This window comes from Actinopolymorpha singaporensis (genome assembly GCF_900104745.1).
Classification (GTDB): Bacteria; Actinomycetota; Actinomycetes; order Propionibacteriales; family Actinopolymorphaceae; genus Actinopolymorpha; species Actinopolymorpha singaporensis.
On record NZ_LT629732.1, the window covers coordinates 6,255,247 to 6,272,086 of the forward strand.

The window sequence follows — 16,840 nt, forward strand, 5'->3', positions numbered from 1 at the left end:
ACGAAAGTGCCCGAATCCAGCCGTCCGGCACTTGTCGGACCCGGGCTCGCCCGCTTGCCCGGCTCTGGCAGGCTGAACCACATGACCAACACACCTGGCGCCTGGGGCTTCGGACTCGCGACCACGACCCATGACGGCAAGGTCCTCGACACCTGGTATCCCGCGCCCGCACTGGGCGCGCCGGGGCCCGGTGACGACCATCTCCCGGCCGAGCTCGCGGCCCTGGCGGACGAGGACGACGCGCGGCGCGTACGCCGGACCGTCGTCCGTACCGTGCTCCCCGACCTCGACTCCCCGCCCGCCGACGCGGCCGACGCCTACCTCCGGCTCCACCTGCTGTCCCACCGGCTGGTCCGCCCGCGCGAGGCCAACCTGGACGGCATCTTCGGCGTACTGACCAACGTGGTGTGGACCAGCGCCGGCCCCTGCGCGGTCGACGACTTCGAGCAGACCCGGCTGCGGCTGCGGGCCGCCGGGCGCGAGGTCACGGTGTACGGCGTGGACAAGTTCCCCCGGATGGTCGACTACGTGCTGCCGGCAGGGGTACGCATCGCCGACGCCGACCGGGTTCGCCTTGGCGCCCACCTGGCCGAGGGCACCACGGTGATGCACGAGGGCTTCGTCAACTACAACGCCGGCACGCTCGGCGCCTCCATGGTCGAGGGCCGCATCTCGGCCGGCGTGGTCGTCGAGGACGGGTCCGACGTCGGTGGCGGTGCGTCCATCATGGGCACCCTGTCCGGTGGCGGCACCGAGGTCGTCTCCATCGGCAAGCGGTGCCTGGTGGGCGCCAACGCCGGCGTCGGCATCTCCCTCGGCGACGATTGCGTGGTCGAGGCCGGCTGCTACGTCACCGCCGGCTCGAAGGTGAAGATGCCCGACGGCGAGATCGTCAAGGCGCGGGAGCTGTCCGGTACGCCGGGCCTGCTCTTCTGGCGCAACAGCATTTCCGGAGCGCTCGAGGCCCTCCCCCGTACCACCGGAGGGGTCGAGCTCAACGCCGCGTTGCACTCCAACGGTTGATGACCGCGTCCGGGGGGAAGCGGATCGCCAGGGCCGTCGCCATCGTGGCGATCGCCTGCGGGCTTGTCGTCGCCGGCGCGATGCTGGCCTCGGAGTTCCTGTTCCGGCAGCCGTTGGTGGAGGCGTGCCACGCCACCGCCAACGGCATCCGGGCCGAACTCCCGCTGGAGGAGGCGCAGAACGCCGCGCTGATCTCCGCGGTTTCAGTACGCCGCGGCCTGCCGCCGCGGGCGGCGAGCATCGCGCTGGCCACCGCCTACCAGGAGTCCGGCCTGCGCAACATCGACTACGGCCATCTGGACTCGGTGGGCCTGTTCCAGCAGCGGCCGAGCCAGGGCTGGGGCACGGTCGAACAGATCCAGGACCCCTACTACGCCACCGGCCGGTTCTACAGTGCGCTGGCCAAGGTGCCCGGCTACACCACCATGGACATCGCGGCGGCGGCGCAACGGGTCCAGCTGTCGGCCGACGGCAGCGCGTACTCCCAGCACGAGTCCAACGCCCGGGCGCTGGCCTCCGCCCTGACCGGCCAGACGCCGGCGGCGTTCTCGTGTGAGTTCCAGCCGACCGGGCAGCGCGGCCCGACCACCACCGCCGACCTGTCCGCCGAGCTCGCCAAGGCCTACGGCAGCGACCGGGGACGGGTCACCAGCGCGACCGTCGGCCGGGGCGGCAACGACGGACTGGCGGCAGGCAACACCGCGGCTTTGGTCCTGGACGTGCCCGTACGCACCGGCGAAGCCAGGTTCGGCTGGTCGGTCGCGCAGTGGTCGGTCGCCTACGCCAAGCGGTTCGGGATCGGGTCGGTCTCCTATGCCGGCCGCACGTGGACGGCGGACCGGTCCAAGGACGGCTGGCGCACCGACCGGGCTGCCGCACCCACCCGGGTCCGTGTCGTCGTGGGTTCACCGAACTCATCGAACTGACCGAACCGGCCGATCCGGCTCCGGGCGTTCGGTGACCGGCCGCATCGCGATCGCGGCCACCACCTGCACCCCGGCCGCCCCGAGCGAGCTCACCGCGGTCATCGGCACCACTGTCGAGAGCGACAGATCCGGCAGCAGCAGGAACGCCACCCCCACGCCCACCGCGACCAGCCCGGCGGCGAACTGCCAGCCGCGGCCGCCGGGCGGGCCGGCCAGCGCCGCCATCAGTTCGCCGAAGCCGCTCAGCAGCCAGTGCAGTGCGACCAGGACGACGAGCAGGACCACGGTGGTCAGCAGGCCGCGCAGGCACAGGGCCGAGGACGCGACGAGGAGTACGCCGAGCAGGGCGGAGTAGACCGTCTCCCCCGACAGCCGCGCACGTCGGGTGGCCAGCATGGTCGTCGCCAGCCGGGTGGTGCCCACGGCGAAGAACCAGCCGCCGACGAGCGTCTGGAAGTCCACCACCGGAAGCCGCGGCCAGGCCAGCACCACCAGGCCGAAGACCAGCGTCCATCCGCCGAGCGTGGCCAGGTGTGCCCAGGTCTCCACGCCGGGGCGCGGCGCCATTCCGGGCGGCCGGGCCGGGCTCGACGGGTCCCGGCCGGACGAGCCGGGCCGCCTGGATCGCGGTCCCTCCTCCACGACGTCGCCGGGATTGCCCGAGTTGCCGGACATCGGTCGCCTCCCTGGTTGCGGACTGCCGGCGTGAGCACCGGCACCGTGCCGCACCAGGGGGCGATGGCGCGGACGGATGGGCACCGGATGGACTCCGGACGGGCTCCGGACGGGCTCCGGACGGGCTCCGGACGGGCTCCGGATGGACTCCGGATGGACTCCGAACGAATCTGGACAGCGTCGTACCCAGCGGACCCGAAGTCCGCACTCCCGGCACTTCGGCCGGGCTCGCGGGCGGGCCACCCGACCGCCAGGGCGCACCCCGCGGCCTGGGCCGTCCGCCGCGCCCGGCCCAGGCATAGACGCCGGGCGCGATGGAGAAGACCTCGATATGAGCGACGTCACCGGGCAGGCCCCGCGCCAGGCCGGGCCGGACGAGCCATCCGGTACCGACGAGCCCAGCAGGCCCGCCTCGCCCAGCGGGATGCCCGCACTACCCGGCCGCCCCCCGGGGCAGCGGCGCGGGCTGACGTCGTACGCCTGGGGACGGTTCCTGCTGTCCGGGCTCGCTTTGTGGCTGCTCGCCGCCGTCGTGACGCTGAGCGGCGGAGACACGCCGCTGTTGCCCGTCGTGGTCGTGCTGGGCGCTTTCCTCGGACCGCTCACGTATGCCCGATGGGTGCACGAACGCAGGCCCGTGCCCGGTCTCGACGTTTCCCTGCTGGTCCGGGCGTACCTCGTCAGCGGCGTGCTCGGCCTGCTGTGCGCGTCCGCCCTCGCCGGCTACTTCCGGACACCGGACGTCTTCGGGTACGTCGGAGTGGCGCTCGGCGAGGAGATCCTCAAGGCGCTGGTGCTGCTGTATCTCGCCCGCCGGCTGCCCACCCGGACGCTGCGGTCCGGCCTGGTGCTCGGTGCCGTGGTGGGGTTCGGCTTCGGCGCCTGCGAGACGGTCGGCTACGGCCTGCAGGCGCTGCTGAACGTGAGCGGACTGTCCCTGCGCACCTTGGTGGAGACCGAACTGCTCCGCGGCCCGGTCGGACCCGTCGGCCAGGCGCTGTGGACCGCCCTGCTGGGTGGGACGATCTTCGCCGCGGCCCGCGGTCGCCGGGTGCGGCCGACCACCGGCATCCTCTTCACCTTCCTCGGCGTGGGCCTGCTGCACGCGTTGTGGGACTCCCTGCGCAGCGTCGCGATCGTCTTCACCCTGCTCGTCACCGGAACGACCTGGGAGCCGCGGCTGCTCTCGCTGGGCTTCGTCCCCCGGCCGACGGCCGTGCAGATCCAGCTGTACGCCGTGACCTGCGCGGTGGGGTTCGTCCTGCTGGTGGCACTCGGCGTGATCTGGCTGGGCGTCCTGCGCCGTCGCCCTGCCGGACCGGCGCCGGTCACCCTGCCCCCGCAGCCCCGGGAGGCGCCGGAGACTCCGGGGCAGTCGGTGCCTGCCGGCGTTCCCACCGACACGCAGGCGCCGGTCCCGCCGTCGCCCGAGGAACGGGCTCCGGACCGGACCGACGCCTGACCGACTGTGGCCGCTGGGAACTACGCGGCTACCGCTGCTCCATGCCGACGAACGACCGCTCCCGCTCGCCGGTGTAGACCTGCCGGGGCCGGCCGATCTTGTTCGCCGGGTCGACGATCATCTCCCGCCACTGCGCGATCCAGCCGGGCAGCCGGCCGAGCGCGAACAGCACCGTGAACATCTGGGTCGGGAAGCCCATCGCGCGGTAGATCAGGCCCGTGTAGAAGTCGACGTTGGGGTAGAGCTTGCGCTGGACGAAGTAGTCGTCGTTCAGCGCGACCTCCTCCAGCTGCTTGGCGATGTCCAGCAGCTGGTCGGACTTGCCGAGCCGGTCGAGCACGTCGTCGGCGGTCTTCTTCACGATCGCCGCGCGCGGGTCGTAGTTCTTGTAGACCCGGTGCCCGAAGCCCATCAGCCGGACGCCCTTCTCCCGGCTCTTCACCCGCTCGACGAAGTTGGCGACGTCACCGCCCTCGGCGACGATCTGCTCCAGCATCGACAGGACGGCGGAGTTGGCGCCGCCGTGCCGCGGGCCGGACAGCGCGTGGATGCCGGAGGAGATCGAGGCGAACAGGTTGGCCTGGCTGGAACCCACCAGCCGCACGGTCGAGGTGGAGCAGTTCTGCTCGTGGTCTGCGTGCAGGATGAACAGCAGGTCGAGGGCCTCCGCCACGGCGGGGTCGACCTCGTACGGCTCGGCCGGCAGCCCGAAGGTCATCCGGAGGAAGTTCTCGATGTAGCCGAGGGAGTTGTCGGGGTACAGGAACGGTTGCCCGACGGTCTTCTTGTAGGCGTACGCCGCGATGGTCGGCAGCTTGGCCAGCAGGCGGACGGTGGAGATCTCCACCGACTCGGCGTCGGCGGGGTCGAGGTTGTCCTGGTAGAAGGTCGACAGCGCGCTCACGGCCGAGGACAGGACCGGCATGGGGTGCGCGTCGCGGGGGAAGCCGTCGAAGAACCGTTTGAGGTCCTCGTCCAGCAGCGTGTGCCGGCGGATCTTCTCGGCGAACTCGTCGTACTGCGCCTGCGTGGGGAGTTCGCCGTAGATGAGGAGGTACGACACCTCCAGGAAGTTGCTCTTCTCCGCGAGCTCGGCGATCGGGTAGCCGCGGTAACGCAGAATCCCGGCGTCACCGTCGATGTAGGTGATGGCCGACGTGCAGGCACCCGTGTTCACATAACCCGGGTCGAGAGTGACATGCCCGGTCTGCTTCAGCAGCGCCGAGATGTCCACGCCCGAAGCACCTTCGCTCGCGGCCACGACCGGGAGTTCGACCTCACCGTTCGCGTGCTTCAGCGTGAATTGTTGGTCGGTCACGCTCGTGTCCTCCGTCCTGCCCTGTTCGGCCCGGCTCGGGACGACGCCGCCGTGGAGGGAGTCGGGTCGTGCCGTCCCGACGGGACGCCCGAAGACGCCCGTCTCAACTGTCGTCCCAACGAACGACGCCCGTCCCGCATCTCCACGACTCGTGAGCCGCCGCCGATCGGCCGGCCCACGTGTCGGCATCCTCCGCATTTGCTGTCGTGTCACCCCCCAGGGTGCTGGGGAGATCGGTACAACGCAGGGTCACCCGCGGTCGCGCGTGCCCCGCAGACGGCTCGCCGCGGCGGCGACCCTCTCGTCAGTCGCGGTGAACGCTACCCGGACATGCCGGACACCCGCCGTTCCGTAGAAATCACCGGGGGTGACCAGAATGCCCTGTTCCGCACACCACCGTACGGTGTCCATGCACGGCTCCCCACGCGTGGCCCAGAGGTACAACGAGCCCTCGGAGTGGTCGACCTCGAACCCAGCGGCGGTGAACGCCTCCCGCAGTACCTCGCGCCTCGCGGCGTACCTCGCCCGCTGCTCGTCGACGTGGGTGTCGTCGGACAGGGCCGCGATCATCGCCGCCTGGACGGGCGCCGGCACCATCATCCCGGCATGCTTGCGGACACCCAGGAGCTCTTGTACACAAGCGGAATCGCCCGTCACGAAGCCTGCGCGGTAGCCGGCGAGGTTGGATCGTTTGGACAGCGAGTGGACGGCGAGCAGGTTGGCGTGGCTGCCGCCGCACACCTCCGGGTCGAGGACCGACACCGGCTGTTCGTCCCAGCCGAACTCGGCGTAGCACTCGTCGGAGGCGACGAGCACGTCCCGCTCCCGTGCCCAGGCGACGACCTTGGCCAGGTGGGCGGCGGGCAGGATCCGCCCGGTGGGGTTGGAAGGTGAGTTGAGCCACACGAGTTTGACCTGCTCCGGCCCCAACGCGAACGTCGAGTCGGCCGGAACGACCCTGCAGCCGGCGATCTGGGCACCAACGGCGTACGTCGGGTAGGCCGTCTCCGGGACCACCACCACGTCACCGGGGCCCAGGCCGAGCATGGTCGGCAACCAGGCGACGAACTCCTTCGAGCCCACGGTGGGGAGCACCGCGTCCGGGTCGAGGCCGGACAGGCCGAACCGGCGTTCCAGGTAGCCGACCACGGCCTCCCGGAGCCTGGGAGTGCCGTAGGTCTGCGGATAGCCCGGAGCGTCGGCGGCATCGCACAGGGCGGCGCGGACGACCTCCGGGGTGGGATCGACCGGGGTGCCGACGGAAAGGTCGACGATGCCGTCCGGATGGGCGGCGGCGCGTTCTTTGTCGGGAATCAGTCGATCCCAGGGAAAGTCCGGGAGCGGACTTCGCACGGTGCCCCTCTCGCTCGCCTCGTCGGGGGCCCCACCGCACCTGGCGGAGCCCCCGCGGATGTCACTCCTCGGTGCTCTGCGGCGGCAGGGCCGCGACGAGCGGGTGGTCCTTGTCGATCACCCCGGTCTTGGCGGCGCCGCCAGGCGAGCCGAGATCGTCGAAGAAGTCGACGTTCGCGGCGTAGTAGTCCTTCCACTGGTCGGGCACGTCGTCCTCGTAGAAGATCGCCTCGACCGGGCAGACCGGCTCACACGCGCCGCAGTCGACACACTCGTCCGGGTGGATGTAGAGCATGCGCTTGCCCTCGTAAATGCAGTCGACGGGGCATTCGTCCACACACGCCCTGTCCTTGAGGTCAACACACGGCTGTGCGATGACGTAGGTCACCGGTTCCTCCTCTGTCGAACTGACCCTCCTAGTATCGCCAGGTCGGTACAACCAGTGACAACGAAGGGTCCCTTTACGGTGCCACTGTCTTCCGCGGACGTCGGCCACCGGGTCGTCGTCCGCCGTCGGCTCGGTGTCGAGCACGGCCGTACGGTCTACGGCGACGTCCTCGGTGTGCTCGAGTCCTGGGCCGGCGGGCGGCTGGCCCTGCGGCGCCGGGACGGTGAACTCGTCGAGGTCGCCGAGGACGACGTGGTGGCCGGCAAGCCGGTTCCCCCCGCGCCCGCACGCCGGCCACGGCGCGCCCCGGCGAACGACGAGCCGGCCGATCCGGCCGACCCGGCCGTGACCGAGCCGGCCGATCCCGCCGATCCGGCCGATCCCGCCGATCCGGCCGGGGACGCGCCGGAGACCGGGGCGGCCCTGGCGCTGGTCGCGGCGCGGGGCTGGCCCGCGACCGTTACCGAACGGCTCGGCGGCTGGCTGCTGCAGGCGGCGGGCGGCTTCACCGGCCGGGCCAACTCCGTCGTACCCGCGGGCGACCCTGGCTGCCCCCTGGACGACGCGCTGCACCGGGTGGCCGGCTTCTACGCCGCCGCAGGTCTGCCGCCCCGCATCCAGGTGGTGGTGGGCACACCCCTGGAGGCGGAGTTGCTGGCCAGGGGCTGGCGGGCGAAGGCCAGCGGCAAGCGCGGCTTCGACACCACCGACGTACGGGTCGCGCCGGTGGCCGACATGCTCTCCCGTACCGGCGGACCGGCGGTGGAGGTCGCCCTCGGCGGCGAGCCGGACGAGGCCTGGACGGAGTTGTACGGAAGTTCGGGCCCGGCTGCCCGGAAGGTGCTCGGCGGAGGTGACCACGTCGCCCTGGCCCGGCTCACGGCGAGCGCGACCGGTGGGGCCGGACAGGACCTGGTGGGGATCGGGCGCGGCGTCGTGACCGGCCGGTGGCTCGGCCTCAGCGCGGTGGAGGTCGTCCCGGCCTACCGGCGGCGCGGACTGGCTCGTGCAGTCCTGACCGCGCTCGGCACGTGGGGCCGCGACCTGGGTGCGAGCTGGGCGTACCTCCAGGTGGCCGCAGACAACACCGACGCGCTGCGGTTGTACGACAGGCTCGGCTTCCGGCTGGACCACCAGTACCGCTACTACGGCCCGGCCCGGTAGCCGGTCCGGGCCCACCGGGCCGGTCAGTTCCCCACGGCGGCCGGCGGCTTCGGTTTCGGGGTGGGGGTCTGCTTCGGCGTCGGTGTCGGCGACGGGCCGCAGGTGACCCGGTCCTCCGGGCTGTAGCGCACGTGGTCAGTCTCGGTCTTCACCAGCGAGCTGCCGCGGTAGAGCCTGCGGGTGACGTCGACGTCGAACCCGCGCACACCGTCCTGGGGAACGCAGCCGTCCTTCTCGTCGAAGATCACCTTCGGCTCACGGAAGTTGTGGCGAGCCGAAGTCTGCCCCTTCACCGTCCAGTACTTCGTACTCCACAGCCGGACGGTGATGCTGCCTTTCTTCCCCGGCGAGCTCTGCTGGTTGACCGCCTGGACGAGCACGCCGTACGGGGTGTTGTTGCGCCACTTCAGGTCGAGGTAACCCCAGTAGACGGTGGCCTCGCGACCGACCGGGTAGCGGTCGATGTAGAAGGCGTGCGGGCGGTGTTCGACGTCCTCCATACCGGCGAAGAAGGCTGCGTTGTACGTCGTGGTGGCGACCTGCGAGACGCCTCCGCCGAGTTCCTCGCGCAGCCGGCCGCCCACGATCACGAATCCCTTGGCGAAGCCGTTGGCCTCGGTCCGCTCGCCGAGGATGCCGTTCAGGCTGAAGGTCTCGCCGGGCTTGATCAGCCGGTTGTTGATCAGCTCGCCGGCCCGGCCGATGTTGGTGTTGCGGTAGGCGGCGTGCGGGTAGTACGTCGTGAACTGGCCGACGACCTGCTTCACCCCGAGGTTCTGCGCGTCCTTGGTGGTGAACTTCGCGTCGGTCGCCTTGGTCCGGACGGTCGCGACCCGCTCCGCCCCGGACTTCGGCAGCGCGGCCACCACGGCGCGCGCGAGGTTGGCCGGCGGAACAGTCTGGCCCTGGGTGGAGGGCACGACGGTCGGCCGGCCGGCGAACATCCGCACCGAGGCGTCCTTCGGCTCGATCTGCAGGACCCTCAGCCGGTCGGCGACCTTTCGTTCGAACGCCGCCACGTCGAGCCTGGGAGCCAGCCGGCCGGACTTGTCGGGCACCATCGTCAGGGCGGCGCCGACCTCGGCCGGCGACACGTCGAACGACTTGTCGTTGACCCGTACCTTCACCGGCCCGGACATCGCGGGGGTGGCGAACTCCCGCATGGCGCGGCGCACCTCGGCCTGGCCCACCTTGGGCTTCTGCTCCGTCACGGGCAGGTCGATCGGCGCGGTCGTCCGCAGGAACTCCTGCTCGATCCGGTCGGCCGACGCGGCGGTGTCCAGCCGGTATCCGACCACCGGGTCGGCGGCCTTCGCGGTGCCGCCGGTAAAGGTGATGCCGCCCGGGCTCCCGGCCTTGCGGACCTCCTTGGCGAGCCCGGCGACCGCGGCGTCCAGCTTGGCGTGGTCGACGGTGAGTACGGGAGCGACGTCACCGCCACCCCCGAGCGCCTTGGAGACCTCGACGGGGTTGAGGCTGCGGGGAACGTAGACGGCGTCCACGGTCGCGGGCAGGTCGAGGCCGAGCCCGGCCTCGGCAGGCTCGAGGCTGTACGTCCTGCCACGCACGCCGACCCGGAACGAGTCCTCCGCCCTCGGCGCCAGGCGGTCGCGCAGGCGCTGGACGGCCTCGTCACGGCTGAGCCCGCTGACGTCGACACCGCCCACGGAGGTGCCCCGCGGGACGCTGCCGCCTAGGGTGATGGCGAGCAGGGCGTATCCGCCCAGGAGCACGACCAGGACGCCTACGGTCGCCAGTACGATCACCCGTCCGCGCCTTGCTGCGGACTGCGCGTCGGCTTCCGCCGATGGGTACTGGGTCGGCTCAGGCGTCGGCTGACCGGGTTCGCCCGGGTCTCGCACGGCGTCCTCCGTGTTGCTGTGGTGCGTGGCCGAGACCCGCGGCAGGCGGGCGCTCGGTGACAATCCCGCCAAGAGTAGAGGCTGTGGACCTCCTCCGCCGGGACCGGACCCCGCGCGTTTCCGGTCCGTGTGCCCTTGCACGGGTTGCCCGCGATGCGGTGATTGAGGCGGTGACGCTGGGCGGCCGGGGCGGTCCGCGGTGCCGTGTCCGGTTGTCCGGTTGTCCGGTTGTCCGGGTATTGGGGTGTCGGGGCGTCCGGGTGTCCGGGTGTCCAGCTCCGCGCGGTCGGTTCAGACCTGGAGCTCAGGGTCGGTCCGGGCACCGACGGCGTGGTAGCCACCGGCGTAGTAGACGAGCGCCGGTGCAGGATCCGCCGGGGCGTCGGTGCCGACGACCTCACCGACCACGATCGAGTGGTCGCCGCCGTCGTGGACGGCGACGGTACGGCACTCCAGCCGGGCCGCGGCGGTCGACAGCAGGGCCGCCCCGGTGACCCCGCGGTGCACCGGGATGCCGTCGAGCTGGCCCTGCAGCGGACGGCCGCGGCGTGCCAGCCGGGTGGCCACCTGGTGGCTGTCGTCGGTCAGCACGGACACGCCCCAGGTGCCGACGGACAGCACGGCCGAGTGGAACCTGGCGATCTTCTCCACGCAGACGAGCACCAGGGGCGGGGAGAGCGAGACGGAGGTGAACGCACTGGCGGTCATCGCGTGGTCCACCCCGTCCAGGCAGGTGGTGACGATCGTGACACCACTGGCGAACCGGGCCATGGCGGCCTTGTAGTCGGCCTCGCCCACGGGTGCGAGCGGCTGGTCGTGCGGCTGGTCGTGGGCGGACTGGTCGTGGTGGACGTGCTGATGGTCAGCGGTCACGGTCCCCTCTTCTCGTCGAACCCCCGGTCGTCCCCGTACGACGCCCGCCCTGGCCGGCCCGGGCGCGGCGGTCACCCCGGCGCAGGAGCTGCCAGCCCACCAGGAACAACCCGGCGACCACGAAGCCGAGGCCGTACCAGTCGCCGGCGAGCACGACGTCGCCCTCCGGCCGGGGCCACAGTGCCGCCGCCACGGGCACGGCCCAGCCCAGGGCGGCAGCCACCCCGCCGCCCTTGCCGAGGAGGTACCTGCACTGGGCGAACAACAGCGCGGCCACCACGAGAGCGAGCACGATGCCGTAGGGCAGCCGGGCCCCGAGCACGGTGAGGTTCACCCGGGAGACCACGACGCCGCAGGTGCCGGCCACCAGGCCGAGGACCGCGGCGGCGGCCAGTCCGGCCACCCGCGAAAGTGCTGCCACCTGGGGAGCCTAGGCCATGTTCCGACCTGAGACGCCCGACCTCGGAACCCGCCCTGCGCCGGCCGGAAGGATCAGGCCACCCCGGCGAACAGGTCGTTCTCCTGGCCGGTGGCCGGGTCGGCCGGGCCCGGCCTGCCGTACACGAGCCGGTAGCACTCGGTGCCCCAGACCTGGTTGCCGAGGTTGTTGGACAGCGCGAAGAACGGCCCGTCGACCGCGATCTGGGTGGCGTGCGCCCGCATCGCGGCCAGCTTGCGCTCGACGTGGTGGTTGCCGTCGATGCGGGCCGAGATCAGCTCGTCGGGGACGAACGTCCGCGGCAGCTCGCCGTCGGGGTCCATCCCCTCGAACGCCGTCTCTCCCATGTCGCGCAGCCGGCGCAGCCCCTCCCGCATCATCGACTCCGGCATCGCCCCCCAGTAGACCTTCGGGATGCTCCACGCCTCGCCGAGGTCGCGGCGGTAAGACGGTGCCCCGGCCAGGAACTGCGCGTAGGTCGCCACCCGGTGGGCCTGGATGTGGTCGGGGTGGCCGTAGCCGCCGAACTCGTCGTAGGTGACGAGCACCTGCGGGCGGACCTCACGGATCACCGCCACCAGGTGGTCGGCGGCCTCGCACAGGTCGGCCCGCCAGAAGCACTCGGGCCGGTCGTTGGCGGGGGTGCCGATCATGCCGGAGTCGCGGTAGCGGCCGACGCCGCCGAGCCAGCGGTGGTCGGTGACCCCGAGCTCGGCCATGGCCGCGGCCATTTCCTTCTCCCGGTGGTCACCGAGGGTGTCGTCGCGGTCGGCGGCCAGGTGGGCGAGCTCGGGGACGAGTACTTCCCCCTCCTCGCCCCTGGTGCAGGTGACGAGGGTGACCTGTGCCCCCTCGGCGGCGTACTTCGCCATCGTCACGCCGTTGCCGATGGTCTCGTCGTCCGGATGCGCGTGCACGAGCAGGATTCTGCGGTCTGCCATAGGGCAACCATACGGACCGGCTCCACCAGCACCGCGGGGTCCGGGCATGCCAGGATCGGCTTTCGTGACCACACCGCAGCCGCGCCCCGCCGAGTCCGCGGGCGCCACCTCCGCCCCGACCTATCCCCGGCTGAACGCCCGGACCCTCCGCTTCAGCCTGGGCGCGCCGCGTACGTTCACGATCGCTCCGGACGGAGGCCGGATCGTTTTCCTGCGCGCACCCTCGGGCACCGACCGGGGCATCGAGCTGTGGACGTACGACGTCGCCTCCGGCACCGAACGCCGGGTCGCCGACCCCGCGACCCTGCTCACCGACGGCCGGGAGGACCTCTCCCCCGCCGAGCGCGCGCGCCGCGAGCGCTCCCGGGAGGGCGCCGCGGGCATCGTCGGGTACGCCTGCGACCAGGACGTCAGGTACGCCGCGTTCGCGCTGTCGTCGCGGCTGTGGCTGGCCGACCTCGACGGCGGGGAGGTCCGCGAGCTCCCGTCGGTCGCGCCGGTGGTCGACCCGCGCCCGGACCCGTCCGGCCGGTACGTCGCGTACGCCTCCAACGCCGGCCTGCGCCTGGTCGACACCCACGCCGAAGCGGGCGCGGCAGGCGGGACGCCGGGCGAGCGCGTGCTGGTGGGACCCGAGCCGGGTGAGACCACCGTCTCCTGGGGCGTGGCGGAGTTCGTCGCCGCCGAGGAGATGGATCGCGTACGCGGCTTCTGGTGGGCACCGGACGGCACGTCGCTGCTGGTCGAACGCTACGACGAGGCCCCGGTGCCGCAGTGGCACATCGCCAACCCGGCCCAGCCGGACCAGCCGCCGGTCCCGGTGCGTTACCCCGCCGCAGGCACCGGCAACGCCGACGTCTCGCTGTGGCTGGTCGACCTCGCCGGCGAGCGCCGGGAGGTCCGCTGGGACGCCGCCGCGTACCCCTACCTCGTCGACGTGAGCTGGACGTCGTACGGACCGCCTCTGCTGCGGGTGCTCAGCCGCGACCAGAAGTCCGCGCAGGTGCTGACTGTCGACCCGGCCACCGGCACGACCACCGTCGTCCGCGAGGACGGCGACCCGGCGTGGGTCGAGATCGTCTCCGGTACGCCGCGCTGGCTGCCCGACGGGCGCCTGCTCACGACGGTCGACACGGCCGAGACCCGGCAGCTCGCGTTCGACGGCGAGCCGGTGACGCCGGCCGGCCTGCAGGTCGGCGCCGTACTCGACGTCGACGCCGACGGCGTGCTGGTCTCGGCAACCACCGAACCCACCGAGCAGCACGTGGTGCGGGTCGGGCCGGACGGCACGGTCACGCCGCTGACCCGCGAGCCGGGCGTGCACCTGGGCCGGGCGTCCGGCGGCACGGTGCTGCTGGTCTCGCAGTCGCTGGACCACGACGGGACGGTCGTGCGGGTGCTGCGTGACGGCGCCGAGGCCGGCCGGATCGAGTCCCGGCAGGAGCGGCCGCCGTTCACGCCTGAGGTCACGCTGCTCCGCCTTGGCCCCCGTGAGCTGCGGACCGCGGTCCTCTTCCCCCGCGACCACACGCCGGGCTCGCGCCGGCTGCCGCTGCTGCTGGACCCTTACGGCGGACCGCACGCGCTGCGGGTGCGCTCCGCGCGGGCGGCGTTCCTCGCCAGCCAGTGGCTCGCCGACCAGGGGTTCTGCGTAGTGGTCGCGGACGGGCGCGGCACCCCCAACCGCGGCCCCGCCTGGGAACGCGAGGTGCTGAACGACTTCGTGAGCACCCTCGACGACCAGGTGGAGGTGGTCGGGGAGATCGCCCGGCGCTACCCCGACGACGTGGACCCGGGCCGGGTGGCGATGCGAGGCTGGTCGTACGGCGGCTACCTGTCCGCGCTCGCGGTGATCGCCCGGCCGGACGTCTTCCACGCCGCCGTTGCGGGCGCGCCGGTCACCGACTGGCGCCTGTACGACACCTGCTACACCGAGCGCTACCTCGGCCACCCCGACGAGCAGCCCGACGTCTACGCCCGCAACAGCCTGCTCGACGCCGCCGCCGGCCTGGAGCGGCCGCTGCTGCTCATCCACGGGCTGGCCGACGACAACGTGGTGGCGGCGCACACGCTGCGGCTGTCGTCCGCGCTGCTGGCGGCCGGCCGCCGGCACACGGTGCTGCCGCTGACCGGTGTCACCCACATGACGCCGCAGGAGGTCGTCGCGGAGAACCTCCTGCTGCTGGAGCTGGACTTCCTGCGCGAGGCGCTCGGCTGAGCCGGGCCGCGAGACCCGGCCGGCAGGAGCGTTCCGCCGGCCGGGCGCCGCGGCCTCGTCAGCCCGCCAGCCCCTTCGCCTCGCGGAGCAGCGTGAAGTAGTGGTCGCCGCGCACGGCTGCGACGTCGTCCCCCAGCTTCGCCCGTACCTGGTCGACCACCCAGACGATGTCGCCGGGCGTGAGGTCCCACGCAGGTACGCCCACCGCGACGAACACCGGCTTGCTGCCGTCGTAGTCCTCGGCGTTGGCCAGGATCCGGTCCCGCATCACCGCGCGGTCGCCGATCGCGAGCTGCGTCGACACCGGCAGGTCGCCGTCCATCACGGTGGTGTCGCTGCGCACGAACCACATGTTGTAGAAGACGCCGCGCAGGTCGAGGTTGTCGTTGTACGCCGAGGCGGAGGCCTCGGTCAGCGCCGACCGGTCGTCCAGCGCGTACATCACGTCCAGGCCGGGCCGGTCGAGGTAGGACCGGGTGGCGGCGAGGAACTTCGGCAGCTCGTCCTCCGGCCACAGCGACGGGAAGAAGTAGCCCGGGCCGCTCGGCCCGGCGACCAGAGTGTCGGCGGCGGTCGCCGTGCGCAGGTAGTGGCTCATCATGACCGGGGCCACGTCGGCGAGGAGCGGGCTGACCGACCAGTTCAGCGGCACCCTGCCGCGGTCGGGGTGGTCCCACAGCTGCCGCATCCGGTGCTGGTCGTACTGCAGGTTGTCGCCCTCGCTGAAGGTGAACGTGAGGTAGACCTTCTTCGCGAGCTTCGGCGCGGCCGGCACCTGCTGCGGCCGGATCGGCGCGCGCACCCCGCCGAACACCGAGGCGTTCTCCAGGAAGTCCGCGGCCAGCACGTAGACGCCGTGCCGGGAGGCGAGCCGCACGCCGTTGAACTCGTCGGTGAACCAGCCGAGGTACGGCGTGCCCATGTCGGCCGCGGTGAAGATCCGCTCCATCAGCGCGGTGTCCTCCGGGCTGTCGTTGGACGCCAGCCAGAACGGCATCGCCCGGGTGGCCACGGCGTAGTCGCGCAACTGCTGGGAGGCCGGGCGGCGGTCGTCGGAGGAGACGGCGGGGGCGGTCCTCGAGGCGGAGACGAGGTACTGGTTCCACATGTCGACCGAGACGACCAGCTTCGCGGTGCCGTCCGGGACGGCCAGCCGGTAGACGAAGTAGTTGGTCCCGTCGGCGAAGCGGTGCGCATCCGTGGTGCCCGACTGCGGCTTGACGATCGAGCCGCCCTTGTCGAACAGCGCCGCCCGCTCCGGGTCGGTGCCGGCGGTCAGGTCGGCGAGCACCGCCCCGTCTGCCCGGACGGTGAGCTGGTGCACCGCGGGTCCCCACCCGTCGGCCGGCTGGGAGTCCTGGAACCTCAGGTAGACGGCATCGCCGCCGAGGAACGCCGACAGGTCGAGGTCGTGCACGGCGCGGTTGGAGGAGTCGCGGATCGGCCGGTCCTCGCGGAGGATCTCCCGGAAGTCCTTCCAGTTGTCCGGCGGGATCGGGACGCTCTGGCCGGGGTTGAGGCCGAACAGCACCCGGTGGCTCGTTTGCGGCCACAGGTGCTCGAACGCCCACGTGGTGGCCGCCAGGTCGGAGTCGAACCGGCCGCGCAGGTCGTCCAGCACGGGCAGGTCGTACGGCGCGGCGGTGAGCCTGCCGGCCAGCTCGGGGCCGGCGATCACTCCGCCCCGCAGCGCTCCGATCGTGGTGGCGACGTTGACGGTCTCCACCACCTCCGGGTCGTACACGACGATCCCCTTCACCCGGTGTAGGTGCCGGTCGAGGACCTGCCAGGGGTCGGTGAACGTCGTGTACGGGACGTGGGTGTCCTTCAGCCAGGTGTCCGCGCCCTCGCTGGGCCTGCCCACCACGACGTAGATCCGGGGCCGGTCGCGGTTGACCAGCCCCTGCAGCGTGGTGACCAGCAACTTGACGTCCTCGGCGGTGTCGCCGGCCATCATCAGCGCGTCCAGGTGGCTAGGCCGGGCGAACACCGGCAGCTCCCGCCGCGCCGGCCAGGAGATCCCCTGCGCCTGCTCGGCGTACGCCGGCGATGGCGCGGCGAGGAAGGTGCCCGCGGCCCCGGCGGCGAGCCCGCCGGCCAGGAACGCACGTCGGGAGGGGCGGATTCGGGAAGGTGACGTCGTTGTCATGGCGGCAGCTCCGCGGCTCACGTCCGGGCCACCGCCGGGGACCCCGGGC

The 16,840-nt window shown here is 72.3% G+C and carries 14 protein-coding genes; 5 read left to right on the forward strand and 9 right to left on the reverse strand.

Annotated elements, in window-relative coordinates; translation table 11 throughout:
* The first annotated feature begins 81 nt into the window (after positions 1-81).
* The gene (gene dapD / locus BLU27_RS28000; protein ID WP_092656737.1) at positions 82-1,023 is read left to right on the forward strand and encodes a 2,3,4,5-tetrahydropyridine-2,6-dicarboxylate N-succinyltransferase; all 942 of its coding nucleotides are present in this window, start codon (positions 82-84) and stop codon (positions 1,021-1,023) included.
* A complete protein-coding gene (locus BLU27_RS31020; RefSeq protein ID WP_092656739.1) occupies positions 1,023-1,949 on the forward strand; it encodes a VldE C-terminal domain-containing protein in 927 nt (308 codons plus the stop codon). Before dapD ends, BLU27_RS31020 begins: the two co-directional genes overlap by 1 nt.
* On the opposite strand, the gene BLU27_RS28010 is transcribed toward BLU27_RS31020, so the two are convergent.
* On the reverse strand, positions 1,938-2,624 hold the full coding sequence (locus tag BLU27_RS28010) for a DUF308 domain-containing protein (RefSeq protein ID WP_157728838.1): 687 nt from the start codon (positions 2,622-2,624) through the stop codon (positions 1,938-1,940). The two genes, BLU27_RS31020 and BLU27_RS28010, sit on opposite strands and share 12 nt — an antisense overlap.
* 331 nt (positions 2,625-2,955) lie before the next feature.
* On the opposite strand from BLU27_RS28010, the gene BLU27_RS28015 reads away from it, so the two are divergent.
* Entirely contained in the window at positions 2,956-4,086 is a 1,131-nt protein-coding gene (locus tag BLU27_RS28015) for a PrsW family glutamic-type intramembrane protease (RefSeq protein ID WP_157728839.1), read from the forward strand.
* Between the two features lie 28 nt (positions 4,087-4,114).
* Here the strand turns inward: BLU27_RS28015 and BLU27_RS28020 are convergent, their stop codons facing one another.
* The 3 genes from BLU27_RS28020 to fdxA form a co-directional block, all read right to left on the reverse strand.
* Positions 4,115-5,404, reverse strand: coding sequence for a citrate synthase (locus BLU27_RS28020; protein ID WP_092656743.1), 1,290 nt, complete (start codon positions 5,402-5,404; stop codon positions 4,115-4,117).
* Positions 5,405-5,653: 249 nt separating this feature from the next.
* The gene (dapC, locus tag BLU27_RS28025) at positions 5,654-6,757 is read right to left on the reverse strand and encodes a succinyldiaminopimelate transaminase (protein WP_092656745.1); all 1,104 of its coding nucleotides are present in this window, start codon (positions 6,755-6,757) and stop codon (positions 5,654-5,656) included.
* A gap of 61 nt (positions 6,758-6,818) precedes the next feature.
* Positions 6,819-7,145: a ferredoxin gene (gene fdxA, locus BLU27_RS28030; RefSeq protein WP_092656747.1), complete on the reverse strand. Its 327-nt coding sequence runs from the start codon at positions 7,143-7,145 to the stop codon at positions 6,819-6,821.
* 78 nt (positions 7,146-7,223) lie between these two features.
* Between fdxA and BLU27_RS28035 the strand changes: the two genes are divergently transcribed.
* Positions 7,224-8,309, forward strand: a complete 1,086-nt coding sequence (locus tag BLU27_RS28035) for a GNAT family N-acetyltransferase (RefSeq protein ID WP_197681608.1) — start codon at positions 7,224-7,226, stop codon at positions 8,307-8,309.
* Positions 8,310-8,332: 23 nt separating this feature from the next.
* On the opposite strand, the gene BLU27_RS28040 is transcribed toward BLU27_RS28035, so the two are convergent.
* From BLU27_RS28040 to mshB, 4 genes are all read right to left on the reverse strand, one after another.
* The gene (locus tag BLU27_RS28040; RefSeq protein ID WP_157728840.1) at positions 8,333-10,075 is read right to left on the reverse strand and encodes a VanW family protein; all 1,743 of its coding nucleotides are present in this window, start codon (positions 10,073-10,075) and stop codon (positions 8,333-8,335) included.
* Positions 10,076-10,462: 387 nt separating this feature from the next.
* The gene (locus tag BLU27_RS28045; protein WP_241827682.1) at positions 10,463-11,044 is read right to left on the reverse strand and encodes a flavin reductase family protein; all 582 of its coding nucleotides are present in this window, start codon (positions 11,042-11,044) and stop codon (positions 10,463-10,465) included.
* On the reverse strand, positions 11,034-11,465 hold the full coding sequence (locus BLU27_RS28050) for a DUF6113 family protein (protein ID WP_157728841.1): 432 nt from the start codon (positions 11,463-11,465) through the stop codon (positions 11,034-11,036). The genes BLU27_RS28045 and BLU27_RS28050 overlap by 11 nt, the downstream gene beginning before the upstream one ends.
* 71 nt (positions 11,466-11,536) lie before the next feature.
* Positions 11,537-12,424 carry an N-acetyl-1-D-myo-inositol-2-amino-2-deoxy-alpha-D-glucopyranoside deacetylase gene (gene mshB, locus BLU27_RS28055; RefSeq protein WP_092656755.1) on the reverse strand — a complete coding sequence of 296 codons (888 nt, stop codon included), beginning with the start codon at positions 12,422-12,424 and terminating at the stop codon, positions 11,537-11,539.
* A 64-nt stretch (positions 12,425-12,488) separates the two neighbouring features.
* Here mshB and BLU27_RS28060 point away from each other — a divergent pair, with 64 nt between their 5' ends.
* Positions 12,489-14,642 (forward strand): prolyl oligopeptidase family serine peptidase, encoded by a 2,154-nt coding sequence (locus BLU27_RS28060; RefSeq protein ID WP_241827683.1) that lies wholly within the window; start codon positions 12,489-12,491, stop codon positions 14,640-14,642.
* A 58-nt stretch (positions 14,643-14,700) separates the two neighbouring features.
* On the opposite strand, the gene BLU27_RS28065 is transcribed toward BLU27_RS28060, so the two are convergent.
* Entirely contained in the window at positions 14,701-16,791 is a 2,091-nt protein-coding gene (locus BLU27_RS28065; RefSeq protein WP_092656759.1) for a GxGYxYP domain-containing protein, read from the reverse strand.
* Positions 16,792-16,840 lie beyond the last annotated feature (49 nt).